This is a genomic window from Paenibacillus liaoningensis, assembly GCF_059609455.1.
Map to the genome: position 1 here is coordinate 20,319 of NZ_JCAALU010000021.1, position 26,909 is coordinate 47,227.

Genomic DNA, 26,909 nt, shown 5'->3' on the forward strand with positions numbered 1-26,909 from the left:
GTCCTAAGCATTCGTTAACGGAAAAAGCATAATGGATAGCTTCATCGGCTGCGGCTTTATTAAATAAGCATCGAGCGTCGGCGCGTAGCCGCAGCTATGATTGCCGAGGCCGCTTTGCTTGGCGTCGATTTTGACGATTGTTTCTGGCAGCCTGGTTAGCTTATGCACGTGGCTGGTGCGCGACATATCCTCTGTGGAATAATGGTGGACGCTAATGTTAAACAGCTCGCTGCCCGTAATACCGATTCCAGCACCTTGCCCATCCCTAAGCTTCGCCCAGCGCACATCGCACTTATTGCCGTTTTCCTGGGGCTTCACATAGGGGACAAATTGCTCCGCTACCGTACCGCTGTAAATTCCAAGCTTGCCGCTTTCTTTGCGGTCAGCGTAACATTCATGAGGGCCTCTGCCATACCAGCTAAACTGGTCATAGCCGTCACGGAGGCGCAGCTCAAGGCCAAAACGCGGCAGCGGCGGCAGCTCGCTTCCAAGCGGTTCAAGCGTGGTCTCCACGCCTATGGAGCCGTCAGCATTCATTTGGTGGACCATCCTGCTGCGGAAAGCTGCTGGCTCGCCTTTTGCCCCAATAATTGCGTCAGCTGTTGCTATAACGCTGCCATTGTTGCCAGCAGTTATTGAAAATCGGCGCAGTTGCCACTGGAGCCGGTCATAACCAGCTTTCACCCATTCTTTCGCCAAATGGACATCGTTGTCAAGCGGGGCGCGCCATAGCTGCAGCTGTGGGCCTGCAAGCAGCAGCTCATCGCCATGATAAAGCCAATTGCTAATTGTGCCTGTCATTTGATCGATGTCTACTTGCAACCCGTTCCCGCTTATGCGGTATACAAGCTTGCCGTCTTCCCGCTGCAAATTTTGATACTGAGGATGCATGTGCATGGGAATCCCTTCGGAAGCATCGGCTGCCACTAGACGGACCGTACTAGAAAACTCAGCATTAGCGTTATACGCTGTAGCCTTTTCCTGCGGGGACCAACCCGCCTCCTCAAACAGCAAATCGGCCCAAGCTGTCTCATGGCCAGCGTCACACCACAAGCTGCTATTACGCTCTGTAAAGCAGATATGCAGCGCATATTCGCCCTTTTCCTTCAATTGCTCCGAAGGCAGAGGAATGATTAGCGTCTCTTCTCCGCCCGGCAGCGTATGCAAGCGTGCAAGCTCGCCTTGCGCAATCGCCGTACCGCTGCGCAGCAGCTGCCAATGCCCTTTCAAATGCTCCAGCGACAAAAAACTGTAGCGATTACTAAGGTGAACCCGGCCAAGCTGGACGGGATCCGGCTTTATTTTCACCGGCTGAATGATCTTCTTGTATTCCAGCAGGGACGCTTTAACGCTTCTGTCTGGAAACAGCAGCCCATCCATGCAAAATGGTCCGCTGTGCGGGGCATCGCCAAAGTCGCCGCCATAGGCGTAAAACGCTGGTTCGCCGTCGTTTTGCTGTAAAATGCCCATATCTGACCATTCCCAAATAAGGCCGCCCAGCAGTCGTGGATATTCGTACACCGCATCCCAATATTCCTGCAAATTGCCCGTGGAATTGCCCATGGCATGACCGAACTCGACCATGAGATAAGGGCGTTCATCCGGCTTCCTGCCTTCTTCTATGAGCATGTCGACCGAAGGGTACATGGAGCTGACGATGTCAACGACTGCGGCTTCATAAGCCCGCTCGTAGTGAATCGGCCTTGTCGGATCGACGCTGCGTATCCACTCCGCCATTGCATCATGATTTTCACCGTAGCCTGACTCATTGCCAAGCGACCATACGATGATAGAAGGATGATTTTTATCGCGTCCAACCATTTTCTGCGCACGATGTAAATACGCCTCCCGCCAGTCGGGATGTTTGCTTAAATAAGATTCATTGTCCATAAAATGAAACCCATGCGTCTCCAAATCCGCTTCGTTTATAACGTACAAGCCGAATTGGTCGCATAAATCGAGCCAGCGCGAATCGTTCGGATAATGGGACAGCCGGACCGTGTTAATGTTATGCTGCTTCATCAGCGTTATATCCTGCAGCATCGCTTCAGGCGTCGTTACATACCCTAATTGCGGGTGGAATTCGTTGCGGTTGACGCCTTGGATAACGATAGATTGTCCATTTATGAGCAGCTTGCCTTTTTCAATTCGAATATCCCTAAAGCCAACCGAAAGCCGCTTTACCTCCGCTACCTCTCCATCCGCCCCATATATCGTCAATAACAGCGCATACAAATAAGGCGTTTCTGCTGTCCATAGCTGGGGCCCCGAAATAGGAATCTCGGCGGAAATCGTTCTGAGCTCTTTAAGCGAATCGGACGTTGGATAGCTGCCTGTACCCCGTGCATCAGAATGGCAAGAAGGGTCTGGATTGCTCGCATTAAACGATTGCTCTGCAACGGTTTCTCCGTCCGCATCTAATAAGGCGACGCTTAAACGGAAGCCTTCTCCATCTGTATAATCGGTCAAGTTGGCGGATTCCGCCGCACTTCTCAAGAGACTGCTTTGAGCGAGCGTCATTTGCAAGCTCAAGCTCGCCTCCCGATAGGCAGTATCGGGGACAAAAACAGTTCGCACCAGAACATCTTCAATCGTGACAGCGGCCTGTGCCGTTAAATAAACATCGCGAAATATGCCGCTTAGCCGCCACTTGTCCTGCGACTCCAAATAGCTTCCCTCGCACCATTGGTAGACGCGAACCGCAAGCAAATTACAACCGGGACGGATGAGGCAGGAAATATCAAACTCTGACATATGGTGGCTTCCCTGACTGTATCCGACCAGCTCGCCATTCAGCCATACATGGAAGGCGGAATCAACTCCGCCAAATACGAGGCGAATTTGGCGCTTTTCCCAATGCTCTGGAACTGTAAAGCTGGTACGATAGCAGCCAGTAGCATTGAGCAGTGGAATATGTGGAGGGTCAAGCGGAAAAGGATAAGGACAGCTGCTGTAATGGGGCTGTCCGTACCCGTGCATTTGCCAATTGGAGGGAACGGGAATTTTATCCCAACCCGTATCATCGCATGCATCCAAATGGCTGCCCTCTGGACCATGCAGCGGCGATTCGAAGTAGCGGAAACGCCAATTCCCGCTAAGCAGCTTGTAATAGGGCGATTCTTCTCGGTCGCCACGCAGCGCCGCTGCCGGATTGTCAAATGGAATCAGCTCGCTGCGTGGAGGCAATGAACCGCGCTCCAGCACGTTTAAGTTGCAATAATCTGGCAGTTGCTCGTTTTCATTCGTCATATGCTGTCCTCCCTTGCTTCATCCGGGTGAAAAAATCCCGTTCGCCGATTTGTCCACCCTTCAGCACCAGCTCCAGCCCATCCAGCGCAGACTCCTCCGAGAAAGCGCGGCATAGTGGCGCTCCCGGCGTTAGTGCAGCCACGCATTTCAGTGCATAAATGCCCAAGCCGCGCGTTACATAACCAGACGTATCCCCGCCAGCGATGACGATGCGTGTAAGCTGCTCGTCGATGATCAGCTCACGTGCCAGCGCTCCAAGCAAAGCGCCTAATAGGCGGCTGCTTTGCTCAGGCCCATAGCCCTGCGCGGCAAGCGTTTCCCGGAAACGCGGAATGCCTGGATCGTCCACACCTTCTGCTGAATATAGCAGCAGACTGCGCCCATCTGCCAGCTTTTCCCGAGCTTCTTTCAGCAGCCGCTGCCTCGCAGCCGCGCCTTTCTTCCCGTCCAGCAGCTCCTCTGCCGGAACGCGAATGCCTGCAAAGCCTGCTGCCAGCGCTGCCTTGATTTGCTGCTCCGTAACTGGCGAGCAGCTTCCCGATACTACGAGCAGACGCTCAACTTCTGCTGCAGAAGCAGCGCTAATTTCTGGCTGCTCCTGCAGCAGACCAAGCTTGCGCCAGCAGGCCCCAAGCGCATACTCCACACCAGAAGAGCCAATGGCAAACAAGCCGTCACGCTGCTGGGCTTCCGCCCAAATCAGCTGTCCAGCCGCTGCCAGCCTAGCTTCGTCGAGCACATCAAACAGCACGAGATCAGGCTGCTCGCGCTCTACTAGTTTAGCGAGCCGTTCGCCCACTTCGAACATGTCTCCCTCCAGCGCCAAAATATCCATCAGCGCCGTCTTTAACTCCGTCTGCTGCGCCAAATGCTGGCGCAAATCCGCTTCCGCCATCGGCGTAATCGGATGGCGTGACATCGTCGGATGGCGGTCAAGCCGATACGTCTCGCCGCCTGCCGCTGCAAAATGGTTGCCGAACAACGTATAGCGGCCTAAATAAGGAACCCCCGCCAGTATCGGAATATAGCCAGAACCGAACACGGAGCGGCCAATTTCCGCTGCTTTGCCGATGCTGCCAACTTCAGCGGAGGAATCGAATGTCGAGCATATTTTGTAATGCGTAATGGCAGCCCCTATTTTTCGCAGCTGCTCTAGTACCGGACGCAGCTCACGCTCCGCCTCATCTGGCGTCAGCGAGCGTCCAATGCCCGCTACTCCAATGGCTTCTAAATCTGCAAATTTGCTAGCAAGCAGCTGCTCGCTTGGCGGCTCCAGAAATAACGCTGCCCGCAGACCTGCTCGGAACAGTGCTTCCAGCACATCGGTAGAACCGGTGAAATCGTCGCCATAGTAGCTGAGCAGGCGCTGCGATGCCGGGAGCCGATCACCGGAGCTACCCGAGCTTGCCTCCTTCTGGCGTTGCCCAGTGTCCCCCTTAGTGCCTATGCTGAGTGGCATCTTTCCGCCGCTGTCGCTGCCGCTAGTGTCACAATCGTTTGGCTTATGCGTTAATCCCGCTCTGTCCATCACCGCTCAGCCCTTTCCGTATTTTGCTATAGCCTGCTGCAGCTCCGGATGCCGACTTGCATACTCAGCGAGCGGAATGCCTTGAACGGCAGCTTCCCAGCCCTGCTTCATGCTTGCAAAGCCAGCCGCCGCCCCGCCCGGATGGGCCAAAATGCCGCCTCCGGCCAAATGCATCACATCTACCGTCCCTGTTGCTTCATAAGTAGCCGGAGCAGTCCCTGCCCATTGTGCCGAGGAAACGACTGGCATCGTCCCATAACCGCCATACATAGGCTTCAAACAAGCGCGGATGGAGCTGACAACCGAGCTGTTGCTTTCATAAAATTTGCTGTCTAAACCGTTCACATGCAGATGGTCGGCTCCTGCCAGACGGCACAGCTTCTGATAAGCTGGAAAAGCGAAGCCCAGCATCGGACAGCGTGTCATCATGCCCCACTGATTGCGGTGGCCGTGAATCGGCACCTCGCTGTATTTGCTCAAGTGGGCAAGCCCCGCCAATCCGACGCTCATTATGCTGACCATGACACAGTTGCCGCCTGCCTTGACGACCAGCTCATGCCCACGCTCCATTTCATCGATATCACCGGTAATGTTGAAGGCGTACATGATTTTTTTGCCCGTTGCGTCAGCCGCCCGGTTGACGGCATCCATGACCGCACTGACCCGCTGTGCAAGAGGCGCATAAGTTCCATTAGCATTCAGCTCATCATCCTTTATAAAATCAAGCCCAGCAGCCGAAACGTCCATAATCATCTGCTGGAGGTCAGCCATAGGAAGCCCGATGCTCGGCTTGACAATCGTCCCTATAATCGGACGGTCATACACGCCGGTTAGCTCCCGAGTACCCGTGATGCCAAATTTCGGGCCGGGGTACCTTGCTGCGAACGCTTCCGGCAGCTCCAAATCGACCAGCCTCAGTCCGGACAATTCCTGAAGCTCGAACAAATTGCCGGCAATTGCAGACATTAAATTCGGAATGGACGGCCCAAAATTGTGCAGCGGAAAGGAAACCGTTACCTCTCCGCGCCGATAAAGACCGTCATGACCCAGCGGCGTTTTGGAGCCCGGCAGCGCCTGTGAGGATACAGGCTGAAGCTCGACAATTTGTTCAATCCGCGCCCCATGCCGCTCTTTCAGCTGATCCGTCTCGCCTGGCACCGCTGTAAAAGTGCCCGTCGATTGCTCGCCGGCAATCACCTCGGCAGCACGCTCCAGCGAATAGGGTGTCTCTATTAAATAGACGGCCGTTACTCTCTCTTTTTCCACGCTATTTCCCTCCCGCTAAATTTGCCTTTGTCCCTTGCTGTAGCTGTTCATGCTAAAATCATTGCGGCTAAAGCAGCCCTCGCTCTGCCAGCATCTCCTTAATTTGCTCGGCAGCAAGCCGCGGGCTGGATAGCACCGGCTTGCCTGTCGCCTCCCGTATGGCTCCCTCCATCCGAGCCATTGATCCTTGGGCAAGTACGATGACATCCGCTTGATCGCTGACCGCAAGCGCTGTCTCCAGCAAAATGCGGTCATGCTCCGCCGGGTTTCCTCCTACCAGCGCATCGAAGGCTCCGACTGCGAGCCCATTCAAGATGGTGACCTCTTTGCCAATGGCTTCCGCCTGCTTCGCCAAAAAGCGCATCGTCGGTTCCAGAGTTGAAGGCAGCGTGGCCAGCACCGCAATCGCGTCGTATTCGGCCGCCGCCTTGGCGGTCATCGCCTCATCAATTTTAACGAGCGGAATGCCAAGCTGTCCCCGCGCAGCATCAGCCACTTCGCCAACTGAGGAGCAGGTATTCAAAATAATATCCGCCCCCAGCTCCTCCCCATGCTGAAAATATTGCGTCAGCCGCTTACTCACTCCCGCCGGAATATGTCCCGCCTTGACGACATCGCCGATCAGGCTGTCATCAATAATGTTGACCAGCCGCACGCCCGGCAGCACCTCCTGAAACACAGCCTTCAGCGGATCAGCAAGCCCTTGTCCGGTGTAAACCGCAACTACCGTTGTCATACTCCCAGCCTCCCATTCGAACAATTATTGAACCTGTACTTTAACCTGCTCTATAGAATTGACAGACTAGCAAACTGGCTGAGCTACCAGACCAATTCGTTCTCCACTCGCCGTATGCTGGCTTCGCGCATCGGTGCTTTATCATATACCTCTCTGCCGCTGTAGAATGGATGATGCTCCCCTTCCGGCGAAATGCCAATGACATCATCGCCCTGCCACTGGGTTATGAACGTTTGTCCGATTGCAGTTTCAACCGTCTGGCGGCGCGAAAGCGGGAACGTAATCGTAATCATTTCTCCAGCGGATGCTGCGCCAAGCAGCAAGAAGCATTCATTCACCCAGCGGCTCGGCTCACTGCCTTTGCCCTGCTCCGTGCTGCCGCCCAGCTCGCGGGTAAAGGCTACCTTCGCGAAGCCTGCCCACTCGGGAATGCGCACCTGCAGGCGCGGAATGTCGCGGTGGATATGCAGCACCAGCTTGCCTTCATGCGGCAAATAGCTGTCGACATCGAGCCACGCCGAGCTGCGGTTAAGCAGGAAGTTTACGCTGACGGTACCTTTTTTCTCAGTAACGGTGTTGCTCCAGCCCATGAACAGCCCGCGCGTGCCCGAGCCGAGGCAGCAAATTTGCAAATCATTCGTATGTCCCCGCCCATGGTTGACGTTGCAGCAAAAATCATTCGGCGCCGAGTACCCGGCAAAAGCGCCCCGTGTCCGCTTTGCAATATTTTCATGCGTAATAAGTCCAGGAATGTTGCCGGATCGGTCTTCCGTTTCCTTCACCCAGTCCATATCGAGCAGCTGCGATTCGGTAAGGTGATTGCGAATATAACGCTCGGTCACTCCCCAGTAGCGGGTATAGCCGCTTTGCGCGAGCGTAATGCCCGTGGCGATTAGATCGACCAGCGAGCATGTTTCATGCTCGTAGGCCTGCTCCTTCATGTCGCCCGGCGTCCAGCCGAAAGCGGTACACTGTGTAACCGCCCAAGCGTAGCTTTTTTCCACAAAGCTGAGCAGCGCCGCATCCCCTGTGAATACGCCAAACCGCGCCAACGCATCAAGCGTGCCGAGCCTCGTATGAAAATGTCCGCTGCGGTAAGCGAGCGCATCGTTAAAGCTGCCGTCGGCGTTAAACACGCCGCTGCGCTGCACGATGAGCGCGGTGAAAAACTGGCATAGCTCAAACGCATCCGCATTGCCTGTGAGCTCATGGTATTTCAGCAGCGGCATAACGAGCCGTCCGCAGAAGGCAGCCGGATCTGGCGCAAGACGAAGCATGATACCATTGGACGAAGGCCAGCCGCCTTCCTTATACTCCGACGCCGGATAAAACCACACATCGCGCTCCTTAATCGCAATCCGTTTAAGCGCCGCAACATGGTTATCTGCCGCCTCCTTCACCAACGGATCACCCGTCTCCATAAACCAGCTAGTTAGCGATAAAATGACCGCGCGCTGGTCGATCAGATTCGCATTCGGCTCCCAGTTGAAATTCGGGTTCGTCTGGCGATAGCTAAGACCATCTTCCTTGAAAAAAGAGAGCAGATTCGCACGATATTTCTCCTCCGTCTCCTTGCCAAACGTTTCCCCCGACATATGGCGGGCCAAAATCATCCCGTCCACCATTCGACCATGAGATGAGCCATAGTCCCAGTCCCCATGTGTCAGATTAGCTGGCTCCTTCATCAGGTTTGCAGCAAAAAAAGGGATATCGTTGTAGTCGCGGTCTGCCATTCCAACTATCGCATTCATCGCATGTCCGGCTCTGTCCGCAAGGGTCAGCGTATCTGGTATTTGTCTCGTTTGCATCGCAAGTCTCTCCCCTATCGTTTATTGCGGCGTTTTTCCAACTGCGCCGCGGTATTCGCCAATCGTTTGCCCGGTTTTCTTTTTGAAAATTTGACTGAAATAACGGTAGTCGTCATAACCGACAAGCTCCGCTATTTCATAGTTTTTATATTGCGGATAACGCATCAGCTCGGTCGCCTTCGCAATCCGGTATTCAGTTAAATAATCGATAAAATTGCTGCCCGTCGTTTTTTTAAACAAACGGGCTACATAATCGGCATTCAAAAAGCGGCTTTCCGCGATTTGCGGCAGGCTAAGCGGCTGGTCATAATGCAGCTCAATCAGCTTTTGGATTTCACGGACCAGCTGCTCGCCATGCCGCCCTTGGCTGCTGCCGCGCCGGGCAGCAACAGCGGGCAATATTTGCTCCTCGAACAGCCGCTTAACCGATACATGGTCTTTGCGCAGCCGGATCAGCTCCATGTAGGCGAGCGCGCTTTTCCCGCTCAGCTGCTCCAGGCTTGTGTCGGCCGCTTGAAGCTGCCGCTCCAGTGCATGCACCAGCATGGAGGCGCTGCGCCGCAGCCCATCCACCGTCCGCGACGGGGCTGCAAGCGCTGTGAAAAAACGGTTGAATTCCGCCTTCATCTGCTCCACATTGCCAAGCTGCAGCTGCACGAGAAACGCTTGCTCCAGCTCCGCCGGATAAAAATCGGCATTTGCAGCACCAATAGGCAAATGCTGCTGTTGCTGTTGCTTACTCGGCTTCTCCTCCAGCTCAAATGCACACTCCACGAATCCCATGATCGCTATTTCTCCCAGCTGCCTCCCATCCAGACGCTGCTGGAGCTTGCTGTAGACAGCTGGAAGCTGACTCGCAAGACAAGGCTTGCTCCCGGCGATCATGCTGTAGCTTGTGCCCGTCTCCTCATGCAGCATGCTTTGAAGCAAAATCGCAAGCCGCTGTATCTCCACAGGCTCGAAGCGGCTGCCGAACAAGCAAATGGCTATTTCGCCGAGGTTGACAGGGGAGGCGGCTGCAACAAACGACCAGCCTCCTTCAAAATAAAAGGGCTGGCTTTGCTGCAGCGACCGTTCTATTTTCCCAGCTGCCTCTTGAATGCCGGCCTGCTCTGTATAATAGTCCGGCTGAGCGAGCAGCAGCAGCACTTTATTGCCTGAGCCCTCTCCTGGAAGCTCAGGCAAACACTCCGCCCTTACAGCTGTACTTGTCTGTGCAATCCCTGCCGCCTGGGACTGAGCATGCGCTTGGTTCTGACTCTGTGCAGCCTGTTCGCTGCGCAGCAAAACGTCCAGCAGCCAGTTTCTCCGGCTGTCCCGGTGCTGCTGCTCTTGCCGCCTATCTCGTTCATCCAGCACCGTCAGCGCCTTGCCGAGCACCGTAATCAGCTCCTCCCGCTTAAGCGGTTTGAGCAAATAATCAAACGCCTTATGGCGGATGGCCTCCTTCGTATATTCGAAATCCGAATAGCCACTGACGACGATCGTCACAACGTCCGGCAGTGATTCGGCCAGCAGGCCAAGAAGCTCCTTGCCGTCGAAGCCGGGCATGCGCATATCGAGAAACAGCAGGTCAGGCTTATGCAGCAGCGCCAGCTCGTAGCCCTCTTCGCCGTCAACCGCTTCACAGGCAAGCTCAAGCCCCAGCTCCTCCCATGGAATCATTTGAATAAGTCCCCGCCGTATCCAGCGTTCATCGTCCACAACCATGACCTTGCGCATAACCCTCGCCCCCCTTTTGCTGTCGCCCTCTTTTATTCGCTTAGCCTTTCACAGAGCCTGCCGTCAGACCGTCAATAATGTAGCGCTGCAGGAACAAATAAATGATTAGCACTGGTGTAATGACAACGATCATAAAGGCAAATACGACACCCCAGTTCGTGCTGTACAGCGTAACAAAGTTAAATACTTGCAGCACAATCGTCCATTTCGTGCTGTCCGTGACCAAATAAAACGGGCCGAAAAAATCATTCCATACCGACACGATGACGACGATCGAGACGGTAACGAGCACTGTGCTGATGAGGGGTAAAATGATTTTGAAGTATAGCCGGAAGTAACCGCAGCCTTCCAAAATCGCCGCCTCATCCAGCTCGCGCGGCACCGATTTAATAAACCCAACGAGCAGAAAGACAGCAAACGGCAGCAGCACCGCTGTATAGTACATAATGATGCTTAAGTAGCTTCCTTTGATGTGCAGTATATCCATTAGCCGAATCGTCGGGATGATAGATACCGGGACAATCAGTCCCATAATGAAGGCAAGATAGACGCCTTGCAAAAACTTCCCACCGCGCCGCTGGATGACGAATGCAGCCATCGAAGCGAAAAAATTGACACTGACGACGACGAGCGCCGACAGCAGGAAGCTATTTTTGAAACCACGCAGTAGATTATCCTGATTAAATACCTCTTTATAATTGCTGAACACCCAGTTGCTTGGCAGCGACAGCCCGAACAGCGCCGACTCCCGAATATCCTTAAACGAGTTAATGAATATCATAAAAAATGGAATGAGAATGAGCATAGCGAGGCAGATCGCAAGCAGCTCTAGCAGCAAAGGCGAATATTTTCGGCTTCTCACATCTCCACCTCCCTCTTCTTCATCGCCAGCAATACCGGAATGCCGACAAGCGTCACCAATACGAACAACAGCATGTTGATCGCCGTCGCATAGCCCATTTCACCTGAGCTGAACGTATTGCGGATGTATGTGTAAAATACTTCTGTCGTATAGCCCGGACCGCCTTCGGTCAGCACCATTACGATTTCGAACACCTTCATCGAGCCAATCATCGCCAGCAGCACGTTAACCGTGAACGCCGGAGCGAGCAGCGGAAAAACAACATGCTTGAACCGCGTCCAATAGTTCGCCCCATCAATGGATGCGCTCTCCGTCAAATCCTTCGGAATGAACTGCAAGCCCGCTAAATACACGACCATCGAAAAGCCAGCTACCCGCCAAATATCGGTCATAATGACGGTGAACAGCGCGAAGCGCGGATCATTCAGCCAATCCTGGACCATAAAATCCATGCCCAGCAGCCCAAAAAACTGGTTGACGATGCCATGCTCGGGATGATAAATCGCCCGGAAGATGTAACCGATGACGAGCGGAGCAATAACATACGGCATAAAAAAGATCATCCGAAGCAGATTGCGCAGCTTCAGCTTTTCATTCAACAATAGCGCCAAGGCGAGGCCAACTGCATTTTGCAGCAGCGTAACGGCGGCGGCGAAAATAAGGGTGTTTATAAAAGCCTGCTTCAGGCGCGGCTCGTTAAACAGCTCCTTGTAATTTTCAAGTCCAATAAACTTAATCGCATCGGCGTTAATATTCCAGTCGGTAAAGCTGTAATAGATACCGATAATGGTTGGCGTAATGAAAAACAGTAAAAATACGATGACTGCCGGAAATGAAAAATATAACGGATATTTGCTTCTCTCCATAGGGCCTGCCCTCCTGCTCCTGTCCTGTTTGGCCGGGATGGCGGGGCGAAGCCTCGATCGCCTTGATCGTCTTGATGGCCTCGCCCGCAGCACCTGTCCCGTCCGGTAATTAACAGCTTCGGCTTGCCCTGCTGCCGTCTCTGTCCTTTATTTTTTGCTCAGCTCATTTATTCAAAGCCTTCAAGACGCTTCGAGTTGCCGTCCTTCACATAGTTCGCATCCATCTCTTTAATCGCGGTGTCCACGTCGCCTGTGATGTGGAAGTTTTGCAGAATTTTGCCCAAGTCCAGAAACGATGCCGTCAGGCGGTTCTGAACATTGACCTTCGATTTGCCTTGATCAATATAGTCTTTAACCGTCTGCTGCATCGGATACAGCTCGCTCGTTGCATCCTTGAACACCGGAATGCCCGGCTGGCTTTGGTAGAAAATATTGACGCTTTCTTTCGAAATCATAAATTTAACCAATTCTTTGGCTGCCTCCAGATTTTTCGCTTTCGACGGCACCATCAGCTGGTTCGGAGGCGTAATCATAGCTGTACCCGTATCTGTTGCAGTCGGGAATGGGAAGAAGCCGATTTTATTCGTTACAAAATCTTTGCCAAACTTCTTCTCCAGCTGCGGCAAAATGCCGTCCAGCATAAAGGCCATCGCTACCTTGCCTTCGCCCAGCTCGTTTTGCAGCTCATCGAATGTGCCGGAAAGCGTATTTTTTTGGAACAAGCCGAGATCCTTAATTTCCTTCGATTTTACAAAAAGGTCCTTCAGCGCCGCGATGTCCGACAGCTTCAGCTGATTGACGTTCAGCTTCTGCACGCCTTCGTCGCCAATTTCCTGATCTACCTGGCTTACCCAGCCGGTCAAATAAAACACTTGCGTCGGCCAGCCATCTTTTACCCCTTCATAAAACGGCGTTACGCCATCGCCCTTCAGCTTTTTAGCGATTTCAATTAAATTCGCGTAATTTGTTGGAGCGGCAACGCCCGCTTTTTCAAATACATCCTTATTGTAAAAGACGCCCATCATGCCGGTTTTGCCGAATGGCACGCCATAGGCTTTGCCAGCCGTATCCTTTTGGAAGTCTACAATCGTATCGATGACATTGTCCCAAACGCCAGCCTCGCCGGACCATTCGTACAGCGTCTCATCCGCTCTGAGCTTTACATATTGCTTCGTGCCCGGCTGCATGAGGAATACGTCAGGGAAATCGCCCGTCGAGAAGCGGGTTTTCAGCATATTGTCATAGTCGCCGCCCGGCAGCGCCTGCACCTCGACTTTATTGCCTGTCTTCGCTTCAAACTCTTTGAAGATAAGATTGTAAGGCGTGACATCCTCCGTATTCGGAATCAGAAAGGTCAGCGTAACGGGCTTCGCAGACGGCTGCGTGGACGCTTCAGCTGAGCTGCCTGCTGTTGCTGTTCCCTCCGGGGTATTCGTGCTGCCGTTGCTGCTGCCGCAAGCCGTTAGTGAAAATGCTCCCAGCATCAGCGCCATTGTGAGGTAAACCGCTTTCATCTTTCTCATGATAAGACACCCTCTCCTTCATAATTACCTGCACCTTTATTATATTGAAAGCGCTTCCCTGTCTTCTGTACACGATTTTGACTTCTAATGTTGAAAATTCCGACTTTTATGAATGCGCTTCCACATGTTCGGGAATAAGGAGCTTAATTTCCGTGCCTGCACCTTTACGGCTGTTCATATGAAATTCAAAGCGGTCGCCATAACGAATTCGATAACGGGAATAAACATTTTGCACCCCGATGCCGCTGCGCGTATCTGAGGACAATCCTTCGCTTTGTTGCAGCGGAGGCTTCAAGCTGCTTCTGATATCGGCCAAATGCTTGTCGGATATGCCTACGCCGTCGTCTTTTACGGTGAGCGTAATGCTGCCGCCCTCTCTGCTGACGATTATAGCAATTGTACCTTTGCCGCGCTTGCGCTCTATACCGTGAAATACGGCATTTTCAACGAGCGGCTGGAGCGTCATTTTGAGCATTGGAAAGCTGTATAGGTCGTCATCAATTTGCTGTTCAAAGGAAATTTTGTCTTCAAAGCGAATGCGCTGAATGTTCATATAGGCTTCAATTTGGACAAGCTCCTCCTGCAGCGTGACGATTTCATCCTTGTTTTTCGTATTGTAGCGAAAAATATCAGCGAGCGACTGCGCCATTTCACTAATTTCCTGCACTTGGTAATAGTCGGACATCGCCCGGATGCTGTCGAGCGTATTGTACAGAAAATGCGGATTGATCTGCGAATAAAGCATGGCGAGCTGCGCCTCCTGCAGCTTAATCTGATTCACATACCGCGTCTCAATCAAATTTTGCAGCTCATCCTGCATCGCATTAAAGTTCATCCCGATTCTGCCGATTTCATCATTGCGCCGCACCTCGACGCGCACCGAAAAATCGCCGCGTTTAATGCGGTTAACCGTCTTGTACAAGTCCAGAATCGGCTTCGTAATCCGCTGCCCGAACAGTATCGAAATAATCAGCGTAATCGCAAAGGAAATGAAAGCGGTAACAATAACAGTCGTCTTAATGATGTCTAATGCGCCAAAAATATCATGCCTCGGCACGATAAGCACGGCCTTCCAGTTTGAATAAGCGGAATTCGTATAAGACACTAGCCGCTCTTCTCCATCCAGGCTGAGCCAAAACTTGCCCTGGCTTCCACTAATGCGGCTTGTCAGTTCCTTGCCTCCGGCATAACGCTGCGCGTCGCCCGACGCATAAACAAGCCGATTTCCTTCATCAAGAATAACGATGCTGCTGTTTGGCGAAAGCCCGTCGTTGCGGCCAATGCTGTTGAACAGCTCGGCCCGATATTCAGCGCGCACTAAAATAAACTGCTCGGGATTGGAAAAATCGCGAATCATAATGGAGGAAAAATACGCCGTTTCTCCATCTACTGTCCGGTCTGCCGCGGGGATGAAGCCGCTGTAAAATACTTCGCCATCCTTCGCCACCGTCTGACGGAACCATTCCGATCCGCGCACCTTCGCCGGGTTATGCTGTCCGCTTTCGTCCGAGGAGCTAAGCAGCTCGCCGTTGCTATAATAAATTTGAAAACGCAAAAAATCACGGATTGGCGTTACATTAAAGCTTTTCAAATACAAATCGCCGATTTTTTGCCGGAACAAGAAACGTTCGCGATCGCTAAGCTCGGTGTAACGATTAACGCCGTCAATATAGCTTTGCTCATTGTAGGAGGCCAGCAGCAAATTGCGCTTGCTGTGAAAGTCATTGTCCATATTTTTTTCAATTTGCTGGACGAGCAGCAGGCTGGCAGCCTCCGCTTGGCTTGCCATCGTTTTGTAGGAAATATAGAAGGAGACCGAACCGACCAGCGTGATACACACCAAAATAATAATAAAGTAGCTCAGCAACAGCTCATTGCGCAGCCGAATAACAATTCCCCCTCTAGCCCATCATGTATTATTGTTATTATAACGAATCGGACGAGCCGAACCTATACCAAAAAGTGTCTAGCTTAAAAAGCCCAAAGCCGCTTCTCTGATACGAGACGGCTTTGGGCGAATTCATTTGCTCCTTTTCATTAGCAGACTTGGCTAGACTTTGACCTGACTGACGAAGCAGTAGGAGCCAGAGCCGATTTCCAGCACCGTTTGGCTGCCAAAGGCTTCAATCAGCTTAACATGATGGCTGCCAGAAGAACTAGTTGGGAATTGCTCCGTTGAATGGTCCTCAAGCGTACCAACAGATGCTCCATCAATCGTATGGACCGTCCCAGGAATGTATACCGATGCCGTCGTATTAGCGGGAATTATTACGTTAAGTTGGAACTCGCCGGATTTATCGATTTGCCAGTCTACTTCGATTTTTCCATATAACGAAGCAAAATGGGATTTCACAAAAGAAAGGCCACCGCCCGGCTGGGGACGGATAATTGCATGACGAAAGGCAGGTGCTCCCTTGTCTGCTTCAATGCCTGCCATATAGCGGAACATCCACTCGCCAACAGAGCCTAGCGAATAATGATTGAATGAATTCATCTGCGGCGTCTGGAAGCCATTTTCCTCCGTCCAGCCATCCCAGCGCTCCCAAATGGTCGTCGCTCCATGCTTGATGGAATACATCCACGATGGAAAAGCTTCCTGCGTCAGCAGTTGGTAGGCTACGTCAAGACGGCCGTTATCCGACAGCGCGGGCAGCAAATAACCAACGCCAAGGAAGCCCGTCGTCAAGCGGTTGCCGCGGCTGGCAATATCCGCTGTGAGATGGTCTACTGCCTTTAACCGCAGCTCCTCTGTCAGCAGGCCAAATTGCAGCGCAAGCACATATACCGTCTGCGTCTCCCCATGGATGCGGCCCTCCTCCGTTACAAAAGCACGGCGGAATGCTGCGGCAATGCCCTGAAACAACTGCTCCAGCCGGCTAACATCGTCCTCCTTGCCCAGTACGCCGGCAATTAAGCCAAGCACCTTCGTGCTGTAGGCAAAATAAGCGGTTGCCAGCACCTCGTTTGGCGTATCCGCATCAATGGACAGCCAATCGCCATAGTTGGCATAGTTCGGCCTAACAAGCTCATCGGTCGTTGCGTGCAAGTAATCGACCCATCTGCTCATCGCCTCATAATGCGTTTCCAGAATGCGCACATCCCCATACATTAAATACAGTGTCCAGGGGATAATGACGCCCGCATCGCCCCAGCCCGCGTTATCTGGCGCATACCAGTTCAGGCGCGTGCTCCAGTTTTTATAGCGAATCCAGCCTGCATCCGGCGCAACATCGGTGAAAGCGCCCGATGGCTGCTGGCAATCAATCATATCCCACATAAATTTATTGAAAAACCTTGCCACGTCCATATTGTACGAGGCTGTACGCGCAAATATCTGCGCATCCCCCGTCCAGCCAAGCCGCTCATCCCGCTGCGGACAATCGGTCGGTACCGACAAAAAGTTGCCGCGCTGCCCCCATGCAATGTTGGAAAACAGCTGATTAACCATCGCATTCGACGTTTCCAAATGTCCAGTTTCTGGCGTTTCGGAGTAAACGACCTTGCCCACAATCGTATCCAGAGTGGCTTCGCTGGGATAACCAATCAGCTCCACATAACGAAAGCCATGGAATGTAAAATGCGGCTCATAGCTTTCCAGCCCTTCGCCTTTAAGCGTATAATGCTCCTGCTGAACAGCAACGCGCAAATTTTCCAAATACAGCGAGCCATCAGGACTGAGCATTTCCGCATGGCTGATCGTGACCGTTGTACCGCTCTCTCCGCTAACGCGAAGCTCCGTCCAGCCGACCATATTTTGCCCCATATCAAAAATATAGCTGCCGCTCGCTGTTCGCTCCATCCGAATCGGCCTAATCGTCTTCATCACCTTAATCGGCGGTTCGTTAGACGCCACCAGCATCCCGTTATAGCCAGGACGGACATCCGGCTCCTCCCACAGGCTGTCATCAAAGCCCGCTTCCGACCAGCCCTCCATTTCAAGCCGTGCATCATAAGCTTCGCCCATAATAAAATCGGAATATAAAATAGGACCTTTGCTCACCTTCCACGTATGATCGGTTGCGATGCTTTGCTTCGTGCCGTCCTCATACTCCACATTAACCTGCATCATAAAAAACGGACGTTCCCCATAAACCTTTTCACCTAGAAAACCGACCGTGCCTGCATACCAGCCCTCTCCAATAATGACGCCAAAGGCGTTATCGCCTTCTTGCAGCAGCGGCGTAATATCGTAAGCCTGCACCTGCGAGCGGACATTGTAATCGGTAAAGCCGGGGGCAAAATAATCCCCCACCCGCTGCCCGTTAACATACAGCTCGAACAAGCCGAGCGCTGTCGCATAAGCCGTTGCGCGGCGCACCTTGCCGCCTAAGGCGAATGGCTTGCGCAAATGTGGCGAAGGCTGTCTGCCTGCTGCCCCCTCATCATGCTTGCGGCCAATCCATTTCCCCCGGTACGCTGCCCGGTGCAGCAAGCCTGTCGTCCAGAAGGCTGGCTCGCTCCATGCCGATACGCGCCCGTAATTATCCCACACTCGCACCTTCCAGAAGCATTCGGCTTCCGCCTCAAGCGGGCTGCCGCCATATTCCACCTGAATCGACTCGCTCGATTCTGTTTTTCCACTATCCCAGCGATCGCCTTCATCTGCGGCCAGCCGTTCTTTGGAAGAAGCGACCAGCACTTGATACGCCGTTTGGTGGACGGAGCGCTCCTCCGAGCGCAGCTTCCAGAACAAGCGCGGCTTAGCCGCTTCAATACCGAGCGGATTCGTCATATACTCCGTTTTGCAATCTTCAATGGTTAATGCCATTAAATTTCAGCCTCCCGCAATTCGTTATGAACTAAACGATCATGCAAAAAATCAACGATATGCTGCACCTGCATTTGACCATCACCATGTTTGGCTACTCCAAGCTTCATTTGGAGCAGGCAGCCAGGATTGCTTGTGAGCAAATAATGGGCCTTTGTCGCATTGGCGTGCTCCATTTTGCGTTCTAGCAGCCCGCCTGCCATTTCCGGCTGAACAATATTGTAGGTGCCCGCCGAGCCGCAGCAGCGGTCAGCCTCGAACATTTCCACAAACTCAGCGCCGCTTACTTCTCGCAGCAGCTTCCGCGGAGCATCGGCAGAGCGCATCACATTGCGCAAATGGCAGGAATCCTGATACGTAATCCGAATCGGCTGTTCCTTCGCTTGGGCGGTAGCAAGCTTGCCGGAGCGGATAAGCAAATCGCTAATATCCACCACACGCTTCGCCAGCCACACCGCACCTTCCCTCCACTGCTCATCCTCATGCAGCAAATGATCGTATTCCGTTAAGATAGCGCCGCAGCCGCCCGCGTTGGATACGATATAATCCACACCAGCATCCTGAAAAGCAGCAATGTTCTTCCTCGCTAGTGACCGGGCGTCCTCCGTCTCCCCGCTATGTGCGTGAAGCGCTCCGCAGCAAGCCTGTGTATCCGGTATGATGACCTCAAAGCCAGCTTCCGTCAGCAGCTCCACCGTCTTGATGTTTGTTTCCGTGAACAGCATATCCATGAGGCAGCCGCGAAACATGCCTACTGTAGCTATTTTCATCCCTTTGGCCGGATGGTGGCTGCCGATTTTCTGGACGATGCCTTTGCTTGAGGCATCCGGCAGCACCTCCTCCATCTCGCTCAAATGCGCTGGCAGCAGCTTCATAACGCCAGAGCTGCGCGCCAGCTTGCGAAGCCCGGATTGCTGATACAGCTGCATAGCACCGCCGAGCAGACGCACCCGCTTCTGATGCGGGAAAAGCTGCTTGAACACCACCTGCCTCAGCGGCTTCACCCACCACCGGTGGCTTTCCGTATGCTCTTCAATCGCCTCCCTCGTCTGCTCAATGAGCTGGCCATATTTCACATCTGCCGGACAAGCCGGCTCGCAGGCACGGCAGCCGAGACAATGGCTCATCTGCTCCTCAAAGGACTGGTCGGGCATCATTAAACCATCAGTAACCGCTTTCATCAATGCGATGCGGCCGCGCGGCGATTCCGCTTCAATACCCGTTTCACGAAACGTTGGGCAAGCAGGCAGACAGAAGCCGCAGCGCATGCAATTCGTCAATTGATCCTCATCGAGCCGCAACTTGAGCTTTCCTGCAAGCTGAAGCTGCGGGGAGCGCGGCGTACTGCATGCTGGTTCCGTTTTAACCATGCTGAAGCACCACCCTCTTGCGCGACTGTTTGGCAAATATTTTGCCGGGATTGAGCAGCTGATGCGGGTCGAACGCCTGTTTAACAGCTTTCATCACTTCGATGCCTGCGGAGCCGACCTTCCATTCGAGATAAGGGGATTTCACAAGGCCGACGCCGTGCTCGCCCGTAATCGTTCCGCCGAGCCGTATAGCTGCCTCGAAAATTTCCTCAAACGCCGCCTCGACGCGGTGAATCTCTTCCTGATCCCGTGCATCAGTCGTTGCTGTAGGATGAAGATTGCCATCGCCGGCGTGGCCAAAGGTACAAATGGTCACCTGATGCTTTTGGGCAATCCGATTAATTTCCAGCACCATTTCGGCAATTTTGGAGCGCGGCACCGTCGCATCCTCAAGAATCGTCGTTGGCCTTAATCGTGCCAATGCGGTAAAAGCACTACGCCGTGCCGTCAGCAGCTTGAGTGCTTCCTCCGCACTTTCAGCGACGCTGACGCTATGCGCCTGCTCGCTGCGGCAAATTTCTTCAATCCGTGCGATATCCCGCTCTACCATTTCGGGTTCTCCGTCCTGCTCAATGAGCAGAATCGCCTCCATATCAAGCGGCAATCCGAGCTTGGCAAAGTCGTCGACTACCCGCACCGTCGCATTATCGAGAAATTCGAGCGTTGAAGGAATGATGCGATTTTCAATAATTTTGGAAACGGTTCGCGCCGCGCCATACAAATCCTTGTACATCGCCAGCATCGTCTTCTTGAACTTCGGCGGCGGCACAAGCTTCAGCGTCGCTTCGGTAATAATCGCCAGCGTTCCTTCCGAGCCAACGAGCAGCTTGGTCAAATCGTAACCGGCTACGTCCTTCATCAGCTTGCCGCCGGTACGAATAATTTCGCCGCTTGCCAGCACCGCCTCAAGGCCAAGGACGTAATCTTTGGTCGTGCCATATTTCAGCCCGCGCAGCCCGCCGGAGCATTCGGCGATATTGCCGCCAATCGTCGAAATCGCCATGCTGCTCGGATCGGGCGGATAAAACAAACCGAGCGACTCCACATGGGCGATAAAAGCTTTCGTAATCATCCCCGGCTGCACGACGGCTACCAAATTTTCAAGATCGACCTCCAAAATGCGATTCATTCGGTGCATGACCATTACGATGCCACCCTCTACAGGGACCGTACCGCCGCATAAGTTCGTCCCCGAGCCACGGCCGATAACGGGAATGCGATGCGTATTGAGCACTTTCATAATTGCGCTCACCTGCTCCGTATTCCCGGGATAGATAACGCCGTCTGGCAGCGCTTGAAGCATCGGAGTCCCATCATAAGAATGGGTCACTAGCGACTGCGGATCATCTTTATAATAGTCGCTTCCCACTATAGCGAGCAGTTGTTGTCGGATCGTTTGCTGAAGCATATTGATGTCCCCTTCCCTAAAATAAAGCTGCCATCCCTTAATTAATTAATTAATCAGGTCATCTGATGACTTTAAATTAAAAAAAGTATACAATAAAATAGATAAAAGCGAAAGCGCTATTTTTAAGCACGGCAGTTCGTTGTTTGAAGGGAGTTATTATGGACATTAGCCCAAACCGGCCGCTCAAAAGCTATGAGTGGGTCATGAACGATATTAAACGAAAAATGGACGACGGCTCGCTCGCCCCTGGCGACCGCCTCTCCTCTGTTGCCGACCTTGCCGCCTCCTATGGCGTTGGGCAATCTACAATCCGCGAGGCATTAAGCGCGCTGCGGGCCATGGGCAGGCTGAACATTCGCCAAGGCAGCGGCACGTTTGTCACAGCTCCTCCAGAGCCAGCTTCCCTATCGGCTCCAAGCTTTCTCTTTGACGAAGCGTGGATGGACCGTGCGGAGACGCTGCGCCATATTTTGGAGGTGCGCAAGGTGCTGGAAACTGGCTGTGCTGCTCTGGCTGCCCGCAATCGGACCGAAGCCGATCTTGAAGCGCTGGCCTCCATTTTGCAGAGCATGCATGAACGCCTTGGCGATGAAGCCTTCAGCGAACAGGCCGATATCCGCTTCCATCAGGAGCTTGCGAAGGCGACCCATAACCCCGTGCTGCTGGAGATGATGGAATCCTTGTCCGCCAAGCTGCACGAAAGCATGAAGGATACGCGGGCTTTGTGGTTTTATGCAGAGCGCTCAACAGCGGAGCGCTTGCAAGGCGAGCATCAGGCCATCTATGCCGCCATTGCTGCACAGCAGCCAACAGACGCATCCCTGCTTATGGAAGCGCATATTTCCAAGGTGGAGTCCGTGCTGCTCGGCAAGCTGGCCAGCAGCTAAATGCACCGAGCAAAAACGACTTCGTCGTCCTTCTGGGACGACCGAAGAGCTTTGTCGGAGAAATATAAGCCCATTTATACGTGTAAAACTTATAAATTCTTATATTTCAAGGTGAAACGGCTGTCGCCGTCCTTTGGCGGTGCGGCGCGTTTCAGTCCGAGAAATATAAGCGGAGTATAAGGGGGAAACTTATACTTTCTTATATATGCAGCAAAGGGAAGGCGTCTGCTCGAACAAGCAGGCGCCTTCCCTTTTTATTTTTCATGGACCTCTTCGTTTTCCTACGTCCTTCTTCCCCTTCTTCCCCTGCTACCCCTTTATGCCCGTCATGGCAATGCCTTCAATAAAATGCCGCTGCGCCACGAGAAAGACGATCAGCGAAGGAATAACAATAACGGACGTTGCCGCCATCATCAGATGCCACTGCGCTGAATAGGAGCCTTGGAACAGCGTTAGCCCCTGCATGAGCGTGTAATTGCTCTCTGAGGTAATGAAAGCCAGCGGTCCTAAATAATCGTTCCAGTTAGCCAAAAATGTAAGCAAGCCAACCACAATCATCGCCTGCTTGCCAATCGGCAAAATGATTTGCAGATAGATGCGGAAATGCCCGGCTCCGTCCACCTTAGCGGCTTCATCCAGCTCCGTCGGAATACCTAAGAAAAACTGGCGCAGCAGAAAAATGTTGAATATGCCGCCTCCAAACCACGCAGGTGCAATGAGCGGTACGAACGTATCGGTCAAATGCAGCGCATTCCAGAACACATATTGCGGAATCATGACGACGAAAAACGGAATCATTAACCCCGTTAATATAAATCCAAACACTTTGTCGCGGCCCTTCCAGTGAATGCGCGAGAAGCTGTAGGCGCAGACCGAGCTGGAAAATAGCACGCCCAGCATCGCCGATGCCGTAATGATGGTACTATTGAGAAAAAATCGTCCGAACGGATAGGCGCCTAGCGCCTGCTCGAAATTTTCCCAGCTTAAATCGTCCGGCAGCAGCTTCGGCGGCATTTGATACAGATCGCCCATATTAATAAGCGAGGTGCGCAGCATCCAAAAGATCGGAAACAGGAAAAACAGGCTTCCGGCAATAAGCAGCGCGTAAATAACGATTCGATTGCCCAATGATTGCTTTTTCATCTGCGTTCCTCCTTGCCCTCATAGTAGACCAAAGACTTGGAGAAGTAGAAAATCGCTGCGGTGAACAGCATAATGACGAGAAACAGCAAGACAGATATCGCACTGGCGCTGCCCATACGTGAAGATTTGAAGCCTTCGTTGAACAAATACAGCACATAGAGCAAGCTCGCATTGTTAGGCCCGCCCTGCGTCATAACGGCTGGCTGCACAAACGTCTGAAACCCATTAATGAACGCAATGACCGTATTGAAAAAAATGATCGACGAGCTCATCGGAATGGTAATATAAATCAGCTTATGCAGCCGATTGCCTCCGTCCAGCTCAATGGCCTCATACAGATGGGCAGGAATGCCCTGCAAGCCTGCAAGAAAAATGACAATCGTATTGCCCAGCGTCCAGAAGCTGAACAAAATGAGTGTCGGCACCACGGAGGTCGTATCGCCGAGCCATCTGGAGGCCCGCAAATGCAGCGCATCCAGCGCATAATTGACGATCCCAAAATCCGGCTGCAGCAGCCACATCCACACCATCGAGGACGCTGCAAGCGGAATAATAACGGGCAAATAAAAGACGCCGCGAAAAAAGCTTTTGCCCGCAACCTGCTGATTCAGCAGTATCGCTAAAAAAAACGATAAAATAATGCCCAGCGGCACGCTCAGTCCAACATAATAAACCGTTGCTTTCACGGCCGGGTAGAAAAAGGGATCTGCCCCGCTGAACAAGCTGGCATAATTGTCAAAGCCGATCCATTTCGGCACAGTGCCGACGCTGTAGGAAGTAAAGCCCAAATAGAAGGTTGCCGCAATCGGCACAATGACGAAAATGACGTAGCCCAGCAGCACTGGAGAAGCGAAGAGCAGGCCGAAGCCCAGCTCTCCGAATTTCCGTTTTTGCCCAGCTCCGCGCTCCGCCTTTAATTCACGCTCATGAACGCTTGCCAGTGGTTTCATAACAGCTCTCTCCAAACTCGTATTATCGTTTATTCGCTCACATCATAGCGGCCCTGGATTTCCGGCTGCACCTTCGCTTCGACTTCCTTCATCGCTTCTGCCGCTGTTTTGCGGCCTAGCCATACTTCATCCATGCCGGAGAAGGTAATGGCATTCACCTTCGAGAAATTTTTAATATAATAAGAGCCGGTCGGAACGCCGTTATTCAACAGATTGTTCATCATCGCATCCTTGAAGCCCGCTGGATGCGCCGGGTTATTTTCTGCCCATTTCGCCACAAGCTCTGGATCGGTGTACCATTTCGTCATTGTTGGCATCCAAAGGCCGCCCTTGTAGAGGTCAATCGAGCCTTCCGGATTTTCCAGGAATTTCGTCAGCAGCCATGCTTCCTCCAAATGCTTCGTCGATTGGTAAATGACCGATGCCCCGCTAATGCCCATTGGCACGCTGCGCTTCATTTTTGGCAGGACGCCAATATCGTAGTTTACTCCAGCCGCCCCGAGATCGAGATTGATCCACTGTCCATGCATCGACATCGCAACCAGCTTCGATTGCAGCGCTACCGCCTGCGAAGGAATCGACTTCATTTGTACCGGAGATGGCGCAACATGGTGCACATTTATTAAGTCCGCTAGACGCTGAATCGCTTCCGTCGCCTCCGGCTGGCTAAAGCCGAATTTGCCATCCTTTGTAATCCATTCGCCTTCATTGTTAATCACCGTTGCATGTACAGGGCCATGCCAGGTTTCAAAGGAAACGCCGTATTGGCGGATGTTTTTCGGATCAAAATCCGCTTCTGAGGCATTTTTGCCGTTTTTGTCAATCGTCAGCTTTTTGGCAACGTCGACAAACTCATCCCAAGTCCAAGCTTCCTCCGGCTTCGATGGCGGATACGCGGCATTCGCCTGATCAAACAAATCCTTGTTGTAAAATAAACCGAACGTCTCGCCCGCTGTGCTAATGCCGTAAGCAAAATCCTCGGAAGATTTGAACCAAATATAGTCGAGGAAATCCTCGCGCTTTAGCTCCTCGTCATTATCCAGCAGCTCAAACAGATTGACGAATTTCCCTTCCTTCTGCCAAGGGTCAGCAAGCTCCCCGTGCATATAACCGAGATCCGGGGAATCGTTGCCTGCAACCATCGCCGTAATTTTCGCATCATAGTCAGCTTCCGGAATATGAATGGCGTTGACTTTAATCCACGGGTATTTTTCCGTAAAGGTTTTGGTCGCCTGCTCCATCGCCGATTTCTCCTGCGGGCTTCCCCAAAACGTAAACTTGAGCGTTACAGGCTCTTTCTCCTCTGGCGTCGCTGTCGCCTCGCCTTTCGGCGATTCCGCGGGCTGCTGGCTGCTGGCTCCTTCACTTGCTGGCGTGTTTCCCCCGTTGCCTGCTCCGCTGCATCCTGCCACAACGAGTGTTAGCGATAATAGCAATGCTGTGAATGCTGATCTTCCTTTGAATCGTGCGATCATATAAAGCCTCCCTTTGCTATTGCAATCTCTTTGTACAGCTCTATCATATTGAATGCGGTTACATTTTAAAATTCGAATATATTTATAATGGTGGACTTTTTATAGCGCTTGCCAAAAACTTGCAAAATAATGGGGCTCACATTAAAATAATGACTGTGGTCATTTATTGACTGTAGTCATTACTAGTGAAAGTGGTGTTCGTATATGGTGTTGAGACAGCAAAGGAAACAGGAGCTTAAAGAACTTATTTTTAGGCATGCCGTGCAGTTATTTCGGGAAAAAGGCTTTGCAAACGTCACCATTGATGAGATTACGCAAAGCTGCGGCGTTGCTAAAGGAACGTTTTATAACTATTTTCCACGCAAGGAAGCCATCCTCCTTGACTTGGGCCAGATGCAGTTGGAAGTGACGGAAGAAAACCTTGAGCGATACGCATTAATTAATGGCATTAAAGAAAAGCTGCTAACGTTATTTCGCGACTTGTTTCAAAAATATGCCGTAAACGCTGGGCTCGCGAAGCTCACCATAACGGAAATACTGCGCTCTCCCCTGCTCATGCAAGAAGAATTTAATGTCATTAATAAATTTGAGAAGCTGCTGAATGGCCTTCTGAATGAGGCACAGCGGCAAAATCAATTGCCAAGCTATCTCGCTAGTGCAGACGTCGCAGCCGTGCTCGCAGGCTTGTATTTTCACGCCCTATTAGCCTGGGCAGCGTCAGTTGAGGATGCATGGCAAATGCAGACAGGCTTTGAGCGCCGTTTCGAAGTGATTTGGGAAGGCTTGAAAATGAGAGGTGAATTCGCATGATGCTGTGGCTTTCCTTAAGCGGGTTCATTTTGCTGCTGCTGGGCGGTATTCATGTTTATTGGGCTTTTGGCGGCAAATGGGGCGCCAGCGCTGCATTGCCTACGAAGGCGGGATCGCAGCAAACTCTATTTGTGCCGGGAGCAGCAGGTACGATGATCGTAGCCTGCCTGCTGTTTTGCGCGGCGATGCTCTTGCTCATGCAAGGAAGGCTGCTCCCCGTTTTCTTAGGCGCGGCCTTCATCAAGTGGAGCTGCTGGGCATGTGCAGCTGCCTTTATGCTGCGGACGATTGGCGATTTCAACTATGTCGGCCTTTTCCGCAAAGTCCGCACCACCCGCTTTGCCAAATTCGACCTGTATTTGTTTACGCCGCTTTGCCTGCTGCTGTCAGCCGCCTTTTTTGCCGCTGCAACCTTGGCACCTTAACAAAATTAATATAGTTAACCAAATTCAGATGAATTTAGCATTACACCTATTTACTCTGCTACCAGCAATGTCACCCCTCATGAATGTAAATTTGCATACCGAATGGCAGCTTC

General features: G+C 52.4%; 19 protein-coding genes. 3 read left to right on the plus strand and 16 right to left on the minus strand.

Annotated elements, in window-relative coordinates:
• Nucleotides 1–3: 3 nt before the first annotated feature.
• From AC6B99_RS27850 to AC6B99_RS27910, 13 genes are all read right to left on the minus strand, one after another.
• Nucleotides 4–3,249: a glycoside hydrolase family 2 TIM barrel-domain containing protein gene (locus AC6B99_RS27850; protein ID WP_063892645.1), complete on the minus strand. Its 3,246-nt coding sequence runs from the start codon at nucleotides 3,247–3,249 to the stop codon at nucleotides 4–6.
• A complete protein-coding gene (locus AC6B99_RS27855; RefSeq protein WP_496664783.1) occupies nucleotides 3,239–4,777 on the minus strand; it encodes a four-carbon acid sugar kinase family protein in 1,539 nt (512 codons plus the stop codon). Before AC6B99_RS27855 ends, AC6B99_RS27850 begins: the two co-directional genes overlap by 11 nt.
• A 6-nt stretch (nucleotides 4,778–4,783) precedes the next feature.
• Nucleotides 4,784–6,043: a ribulose-bisphosphate carboxylase large subunit family protein gene (locus AC6B99_RS27860; protein WP_496664756.1), complete on the minus strand. Its 1,260-nt coding sequence runs from the start codon at nucleotides 6,041–6,043 to the stop codon at nucleotides 4,784–4,786.
• A gap of 67 nt (nucleotides 6,044–6,110) precedes the next feature.
• Nucleotides 6,111–6,779, minus strand: coding sequence for an aspartate/glutamate racemase family protein (locus AC6B99_RS27865; protein WP_494860165.1), 669 nt, complete (start codon nucleotides 6,777–6,779; stop codon nucleotides 6,111–6,113).
• A gap of 83 nt (nucleotides 6,780–6,862) precedes the next feature.
• Nucleotides 6,863–8,587, minus strand: a complete 1,725-nt coding sequence (locus AC6B99_RS27870; protein WP_056040616.1) for a hypothetical protein — start codon at nucleotides 8,585–8,587, stop codon at nucleotides 6,863–6,865.
• 21 nt (nucleotides 8,588–8,608) lie between these two features.
• On the minus strand, nucleotides 8,609–10,309 hold the full coding sequence (locus AC6B99_RS27875; RefSeq protein ID WP_496664757.1) for a response regulator transcription factor: 1,701 nt from the start codon (nucleotides 10,307–10,309) through the stop codon (nucleotides 8,609–8,611).
• A 40-nt stretch (nucleotides 10,310–10,349) separates the two neighbouring features.
• A complete protein-coding gene (locus tag AC6B99_RS27880; RefSeq protein ID WP_056040620.1) occupies nucleotides 10,350–11,171 on the minus strand; it encodes a carbohydrate ABC transporter permease in 822 nt (273 codons plus the stop codon).
• A complete protein-coding gene (locus AC6B99_RS27885) occupies nucleotides 11,168–12,037 on the minus strand; it encodes a carbohydrate ABC transporter permease (RefSeq protein WP_056040622.1) in 870 nt (289 codons plus the stop codon). The genes AC6B99_RS27880 and AC6B99_RS27885 overlap by 4 nt, the downstream gene beginning before the upstream one ends.
• 167 nt (nucleotides 12,038–12,204) lie before the next feature.
• Nucleotides 12,205–13,560 (minus strand): ABC transporter substrate-binding protein, encoded by a 1,356-nt coding sequence (locus tag AC6B99_RS27890; protein ID WP_056040624.1) that lies wholly within the window; start codon nucleotides 13,558–13,560, stop codon nucleotides 12,205–12,207.
• Nucleotides 13,561–13,666: 106 nt separating this feature from the next.
• Entirely contained in the window at nucleotides 13,667–15,427 is a 1,761-nt protein-coding gene (locus AC6B99_RS27895) for a sensor histidine kinase (protein ID WP_496664758.1), read from the minus strand.
• A 183-nt stretch (nucleotides 15,428–15,610) separates the two neighbouring features.
• Entirely contained in the window at nucleotides 15,611–18,328 is a 2,718-nt protein-coding gene (locus AC6B99_RS27900; RefSeq protein WP_496664759.1) for a glycoside hydrolase family 78 protein, read from the minus strand.
• On the minus strand, nucleotides 18,328–19,698 hold the full coding sequence (locus tag AC6B99_RS27905; RefSeq protein WP_494879148.1) for a heterodisulfide reductase-related iron-sulfur binding cluster: 1,371 nt from the start codon (nucleotides 19,696–19,698) through the stop codon (nucleotides 18,328–18,330). The genes AC6B99_RS27900 and AC6B99_RS27905 overlap by 1 nt, the downstream gene beginning before the upstream one ends.
• The gene (locus tag AC6B99_RS27910) at nucleotides 19,691–21,106 is read right to left on the minus strand and encodes an FAD-linked oxidase C-terminal domain-containing protein (RefSeq protein ID WP_056040634.1); all 1,416 of its coding nucleotides are present in this window, start codon (nucleotides 21,104–21,106) and stop codon (nucleotides 19,691–19,693) included. Before AC6B99_RS27910 ends, AC6B99_RS27905 begins: the two co-directional genes overlap by 8 nt.
• Nucleotides 21,107–21,264: 158 nt before the next feature.
• Between AC6B99_RS27910 and AC6B99_RS27915 the strand changes: the two genes are divergently transcribed.
• Nucleotides 21,265–21,993: a FadR/GntR family transcriptional regulator gene (locus AC6B99_RS27915; RefSeq protein ID WP_496664760.1), complete on the plus strand. Its 729-nt coding sequence runs from the start codon at nucleotides 21,265–21,267 to the stop codon at nucleotides 21,991–21,993.
• A gap of 309 nt (nucleotides 21,994–22,302) precedes the next feature.
• On the opposite strand, the gene AC6B99_RS27920 is transcribed toward AC6B99_RS27915, so the two are convergent.
• The 3 genes from AC6B99_RS27920 to AC6B99_RS27930 are packed head-to-tail and all read right to left on the minus strand — an operon-like array spanning nucleotide 22,303 to nucleotide 25,561.
• On the minus strand, nucleotides 22,303–23,136 hold the full coding sequence (locus AC6B99_RS27920; protein WP_056040638.1) for a carbohydrate ABC transporter permease: 834 nt from the start codon (nucleotides 23,134–23,136) through the stop codon (nucleotides 22,303–22,305).
• On the minus strand, nucleotides 23,133–24,086 hold the full coding sequence (locus tag AC6B99_RS27925) for a carbohydrate ABC transporter permease (protein ID WP_081419024.1): 954 nt from the start codon (nucleotides 24,084–24,086) through the stop codon (nucleotides 23,133–23,135). Before AC6B99_RS27925 ends, AC6B99_RS27920 begins: the two co-directional genes overlap by 4 nt.
• Before the next feature lie 29 nt (nucleotides 24,087–24,115).
• A complete protein-coding gene (locus tag AC6B99_RS27930) occupies nucleotides 24,116–25,561 on the minus strand; it encodes an ABC transporter substrate-binding protein (RefSeq protein WP_056040640.1) in 1,446 nt (481 codons plus the stop codon).
• A gap of 204 nt (nucleotides 25,562–25,765) precedes the next feature.
• Here AC6B99_RS27930 and AC6B99_RS27935 point away from each other — a divergent pair, with 204 nt between their 5' ends.
• Nucleotides 25,766–26,371 (plus strand): TetR/AcrR family transcriptional regulator, encoded by a 606-nt coding sequence (locus tag AC6B99_RS27935; protein ID WP_496664761.1) that lies wholly within the window; start codon nucleotides 25,766–25,768, stop codon nucleotides 26,369–26,371.
• Complete coding sequence (locus AC6B99_RS27940; protein ID WP_494860143.1) at nucleotides 26,368–26,796, plus strand: DUF3995 domain-containing protein; 429 nt, start codon at nucleotides 26,368–26,370, stop codon at nucleotides 26,794–26,796. Before AC6B99_RS27935 ends, AC6B99_RS27940 begins: the two co-directional genes overlap by 4 nt.
• Nucleotides 26,797–26,909 lie beyond the last annotated feature (113 nt).

Bases quoted from the DNA above. Each gene is read 5' to 3' on its own strand.
- AC6B99_RS27925 (WP_081419024.1), bottom strand. From the start codon at position 24,086: ATGAAACCACTGGCAAGCGTTCATGAGCGTGAATTAAAGGCGGAGCGC.
- AC6B99_RS27905 (WP_494879148.1), bottom strand. From the start codon at position 19,698: ATGGTTAAAACGGAACCAGCATGCAGTACGCCGCGCTCCCCGCAGCTT.
- AC6B99_RS27890 (WP_056040624.1), bottom strand. From the start codon at position 13,560: ATGAGAAAGATGAAAGCGGTTTACCTCACAATGGCGCTGATGCTGGGA.
- AC6B99_RS27875 (WP_496664757.1), bottom strand. From the start codon at position 10,309: ATGCGCAAGGTCATGGTTGTGGACGATGAACGCTGGATACGGCGGGGA.
- AC6B99_RS27855 (WP_496664783.1), bottom strand. From the start codon at position 4,777: ATGGACAGAGCGGGATTAACGCATAAGCCAAACGATTGTGACACTAGC.
- AC6B99_RS27870 (WP_056040616.1), bottom strand. From the start codon at position 8,587: ATGCAAACGAGACAAATACCAGATACGCTGACCCTTGCGGACAGAGCC.
- AC6B99_RS27940 (WP_494860143.1), top strand. From the start codon at position 26,368: ATGATGCTGTGGCTTTCCTTAAGCGGGTTCATTTTGCTGCTGCTGGGC.
- AC6B99_RS27920 (WP_056040638.1), bottom strand. From the start codon at position 23,136: ATGAAAAAGCAATCATTGGGCAATCGAATCGTTATTTACGCGCTGCTT.
- AC6B99_RS27900 (WP_496664759.1), bottom strand. From the start codon at position 18,328: ATGGCATTAACCATTGAAGATTGCAAAACGGAGTATATGACGAATCCG.
- AC6B99_RS27910 (WP_056040634.1), bottom strand. From the start codon at position 21,106: ATGCTTCAGCAAACGATCCGACAACAACTGCTCGCTATAGTGGGAAGC.
- AC6B99_RS27885 (WP_056040622.1), bottom strand. From the start codon at position 12,037: ATGGAGAGAAGCAAATATCCGTTATATTTTTCATTTCCGGCAGTCATC.
- AC6B99_RS27865 (WP_494860165.1), bottom strand. From the start codon at position 6,779: ATGACAACGGTAGTTGCGGTTTACACCGGACAAGGGCTTGCTGATCCG.
- AC6B99_RS27915 (WP_496664760.1), top strand. From the start codon at position 21,265: ATGGACATTAGCCCAAACCGGCCGCTCAAAAGCTATGAGTGGGTCATG.
- AC6B99_RS27930 (WP_056040640.1), bottom strand. From the start codon at position 25,561: ATGATCGCACGATTCAAAGGAAGATCAGCATTCACAGCATTGCTATTA.
- AC6B99_RS27935 (WP_496664761.1), top strand. From the start codon at position 25,766: ATGGTGTTGAGACAGCAAAGGAAACAGGAGCTTAAAGAACTTATTTTT.
- AC6B99_RS27850 (WP_063892645.1), bottom strand. From the start codon at position 3,249: ATGACGAATGAAAACGAGCAACTGCCAGATTATTGCAACTTAAACGTG.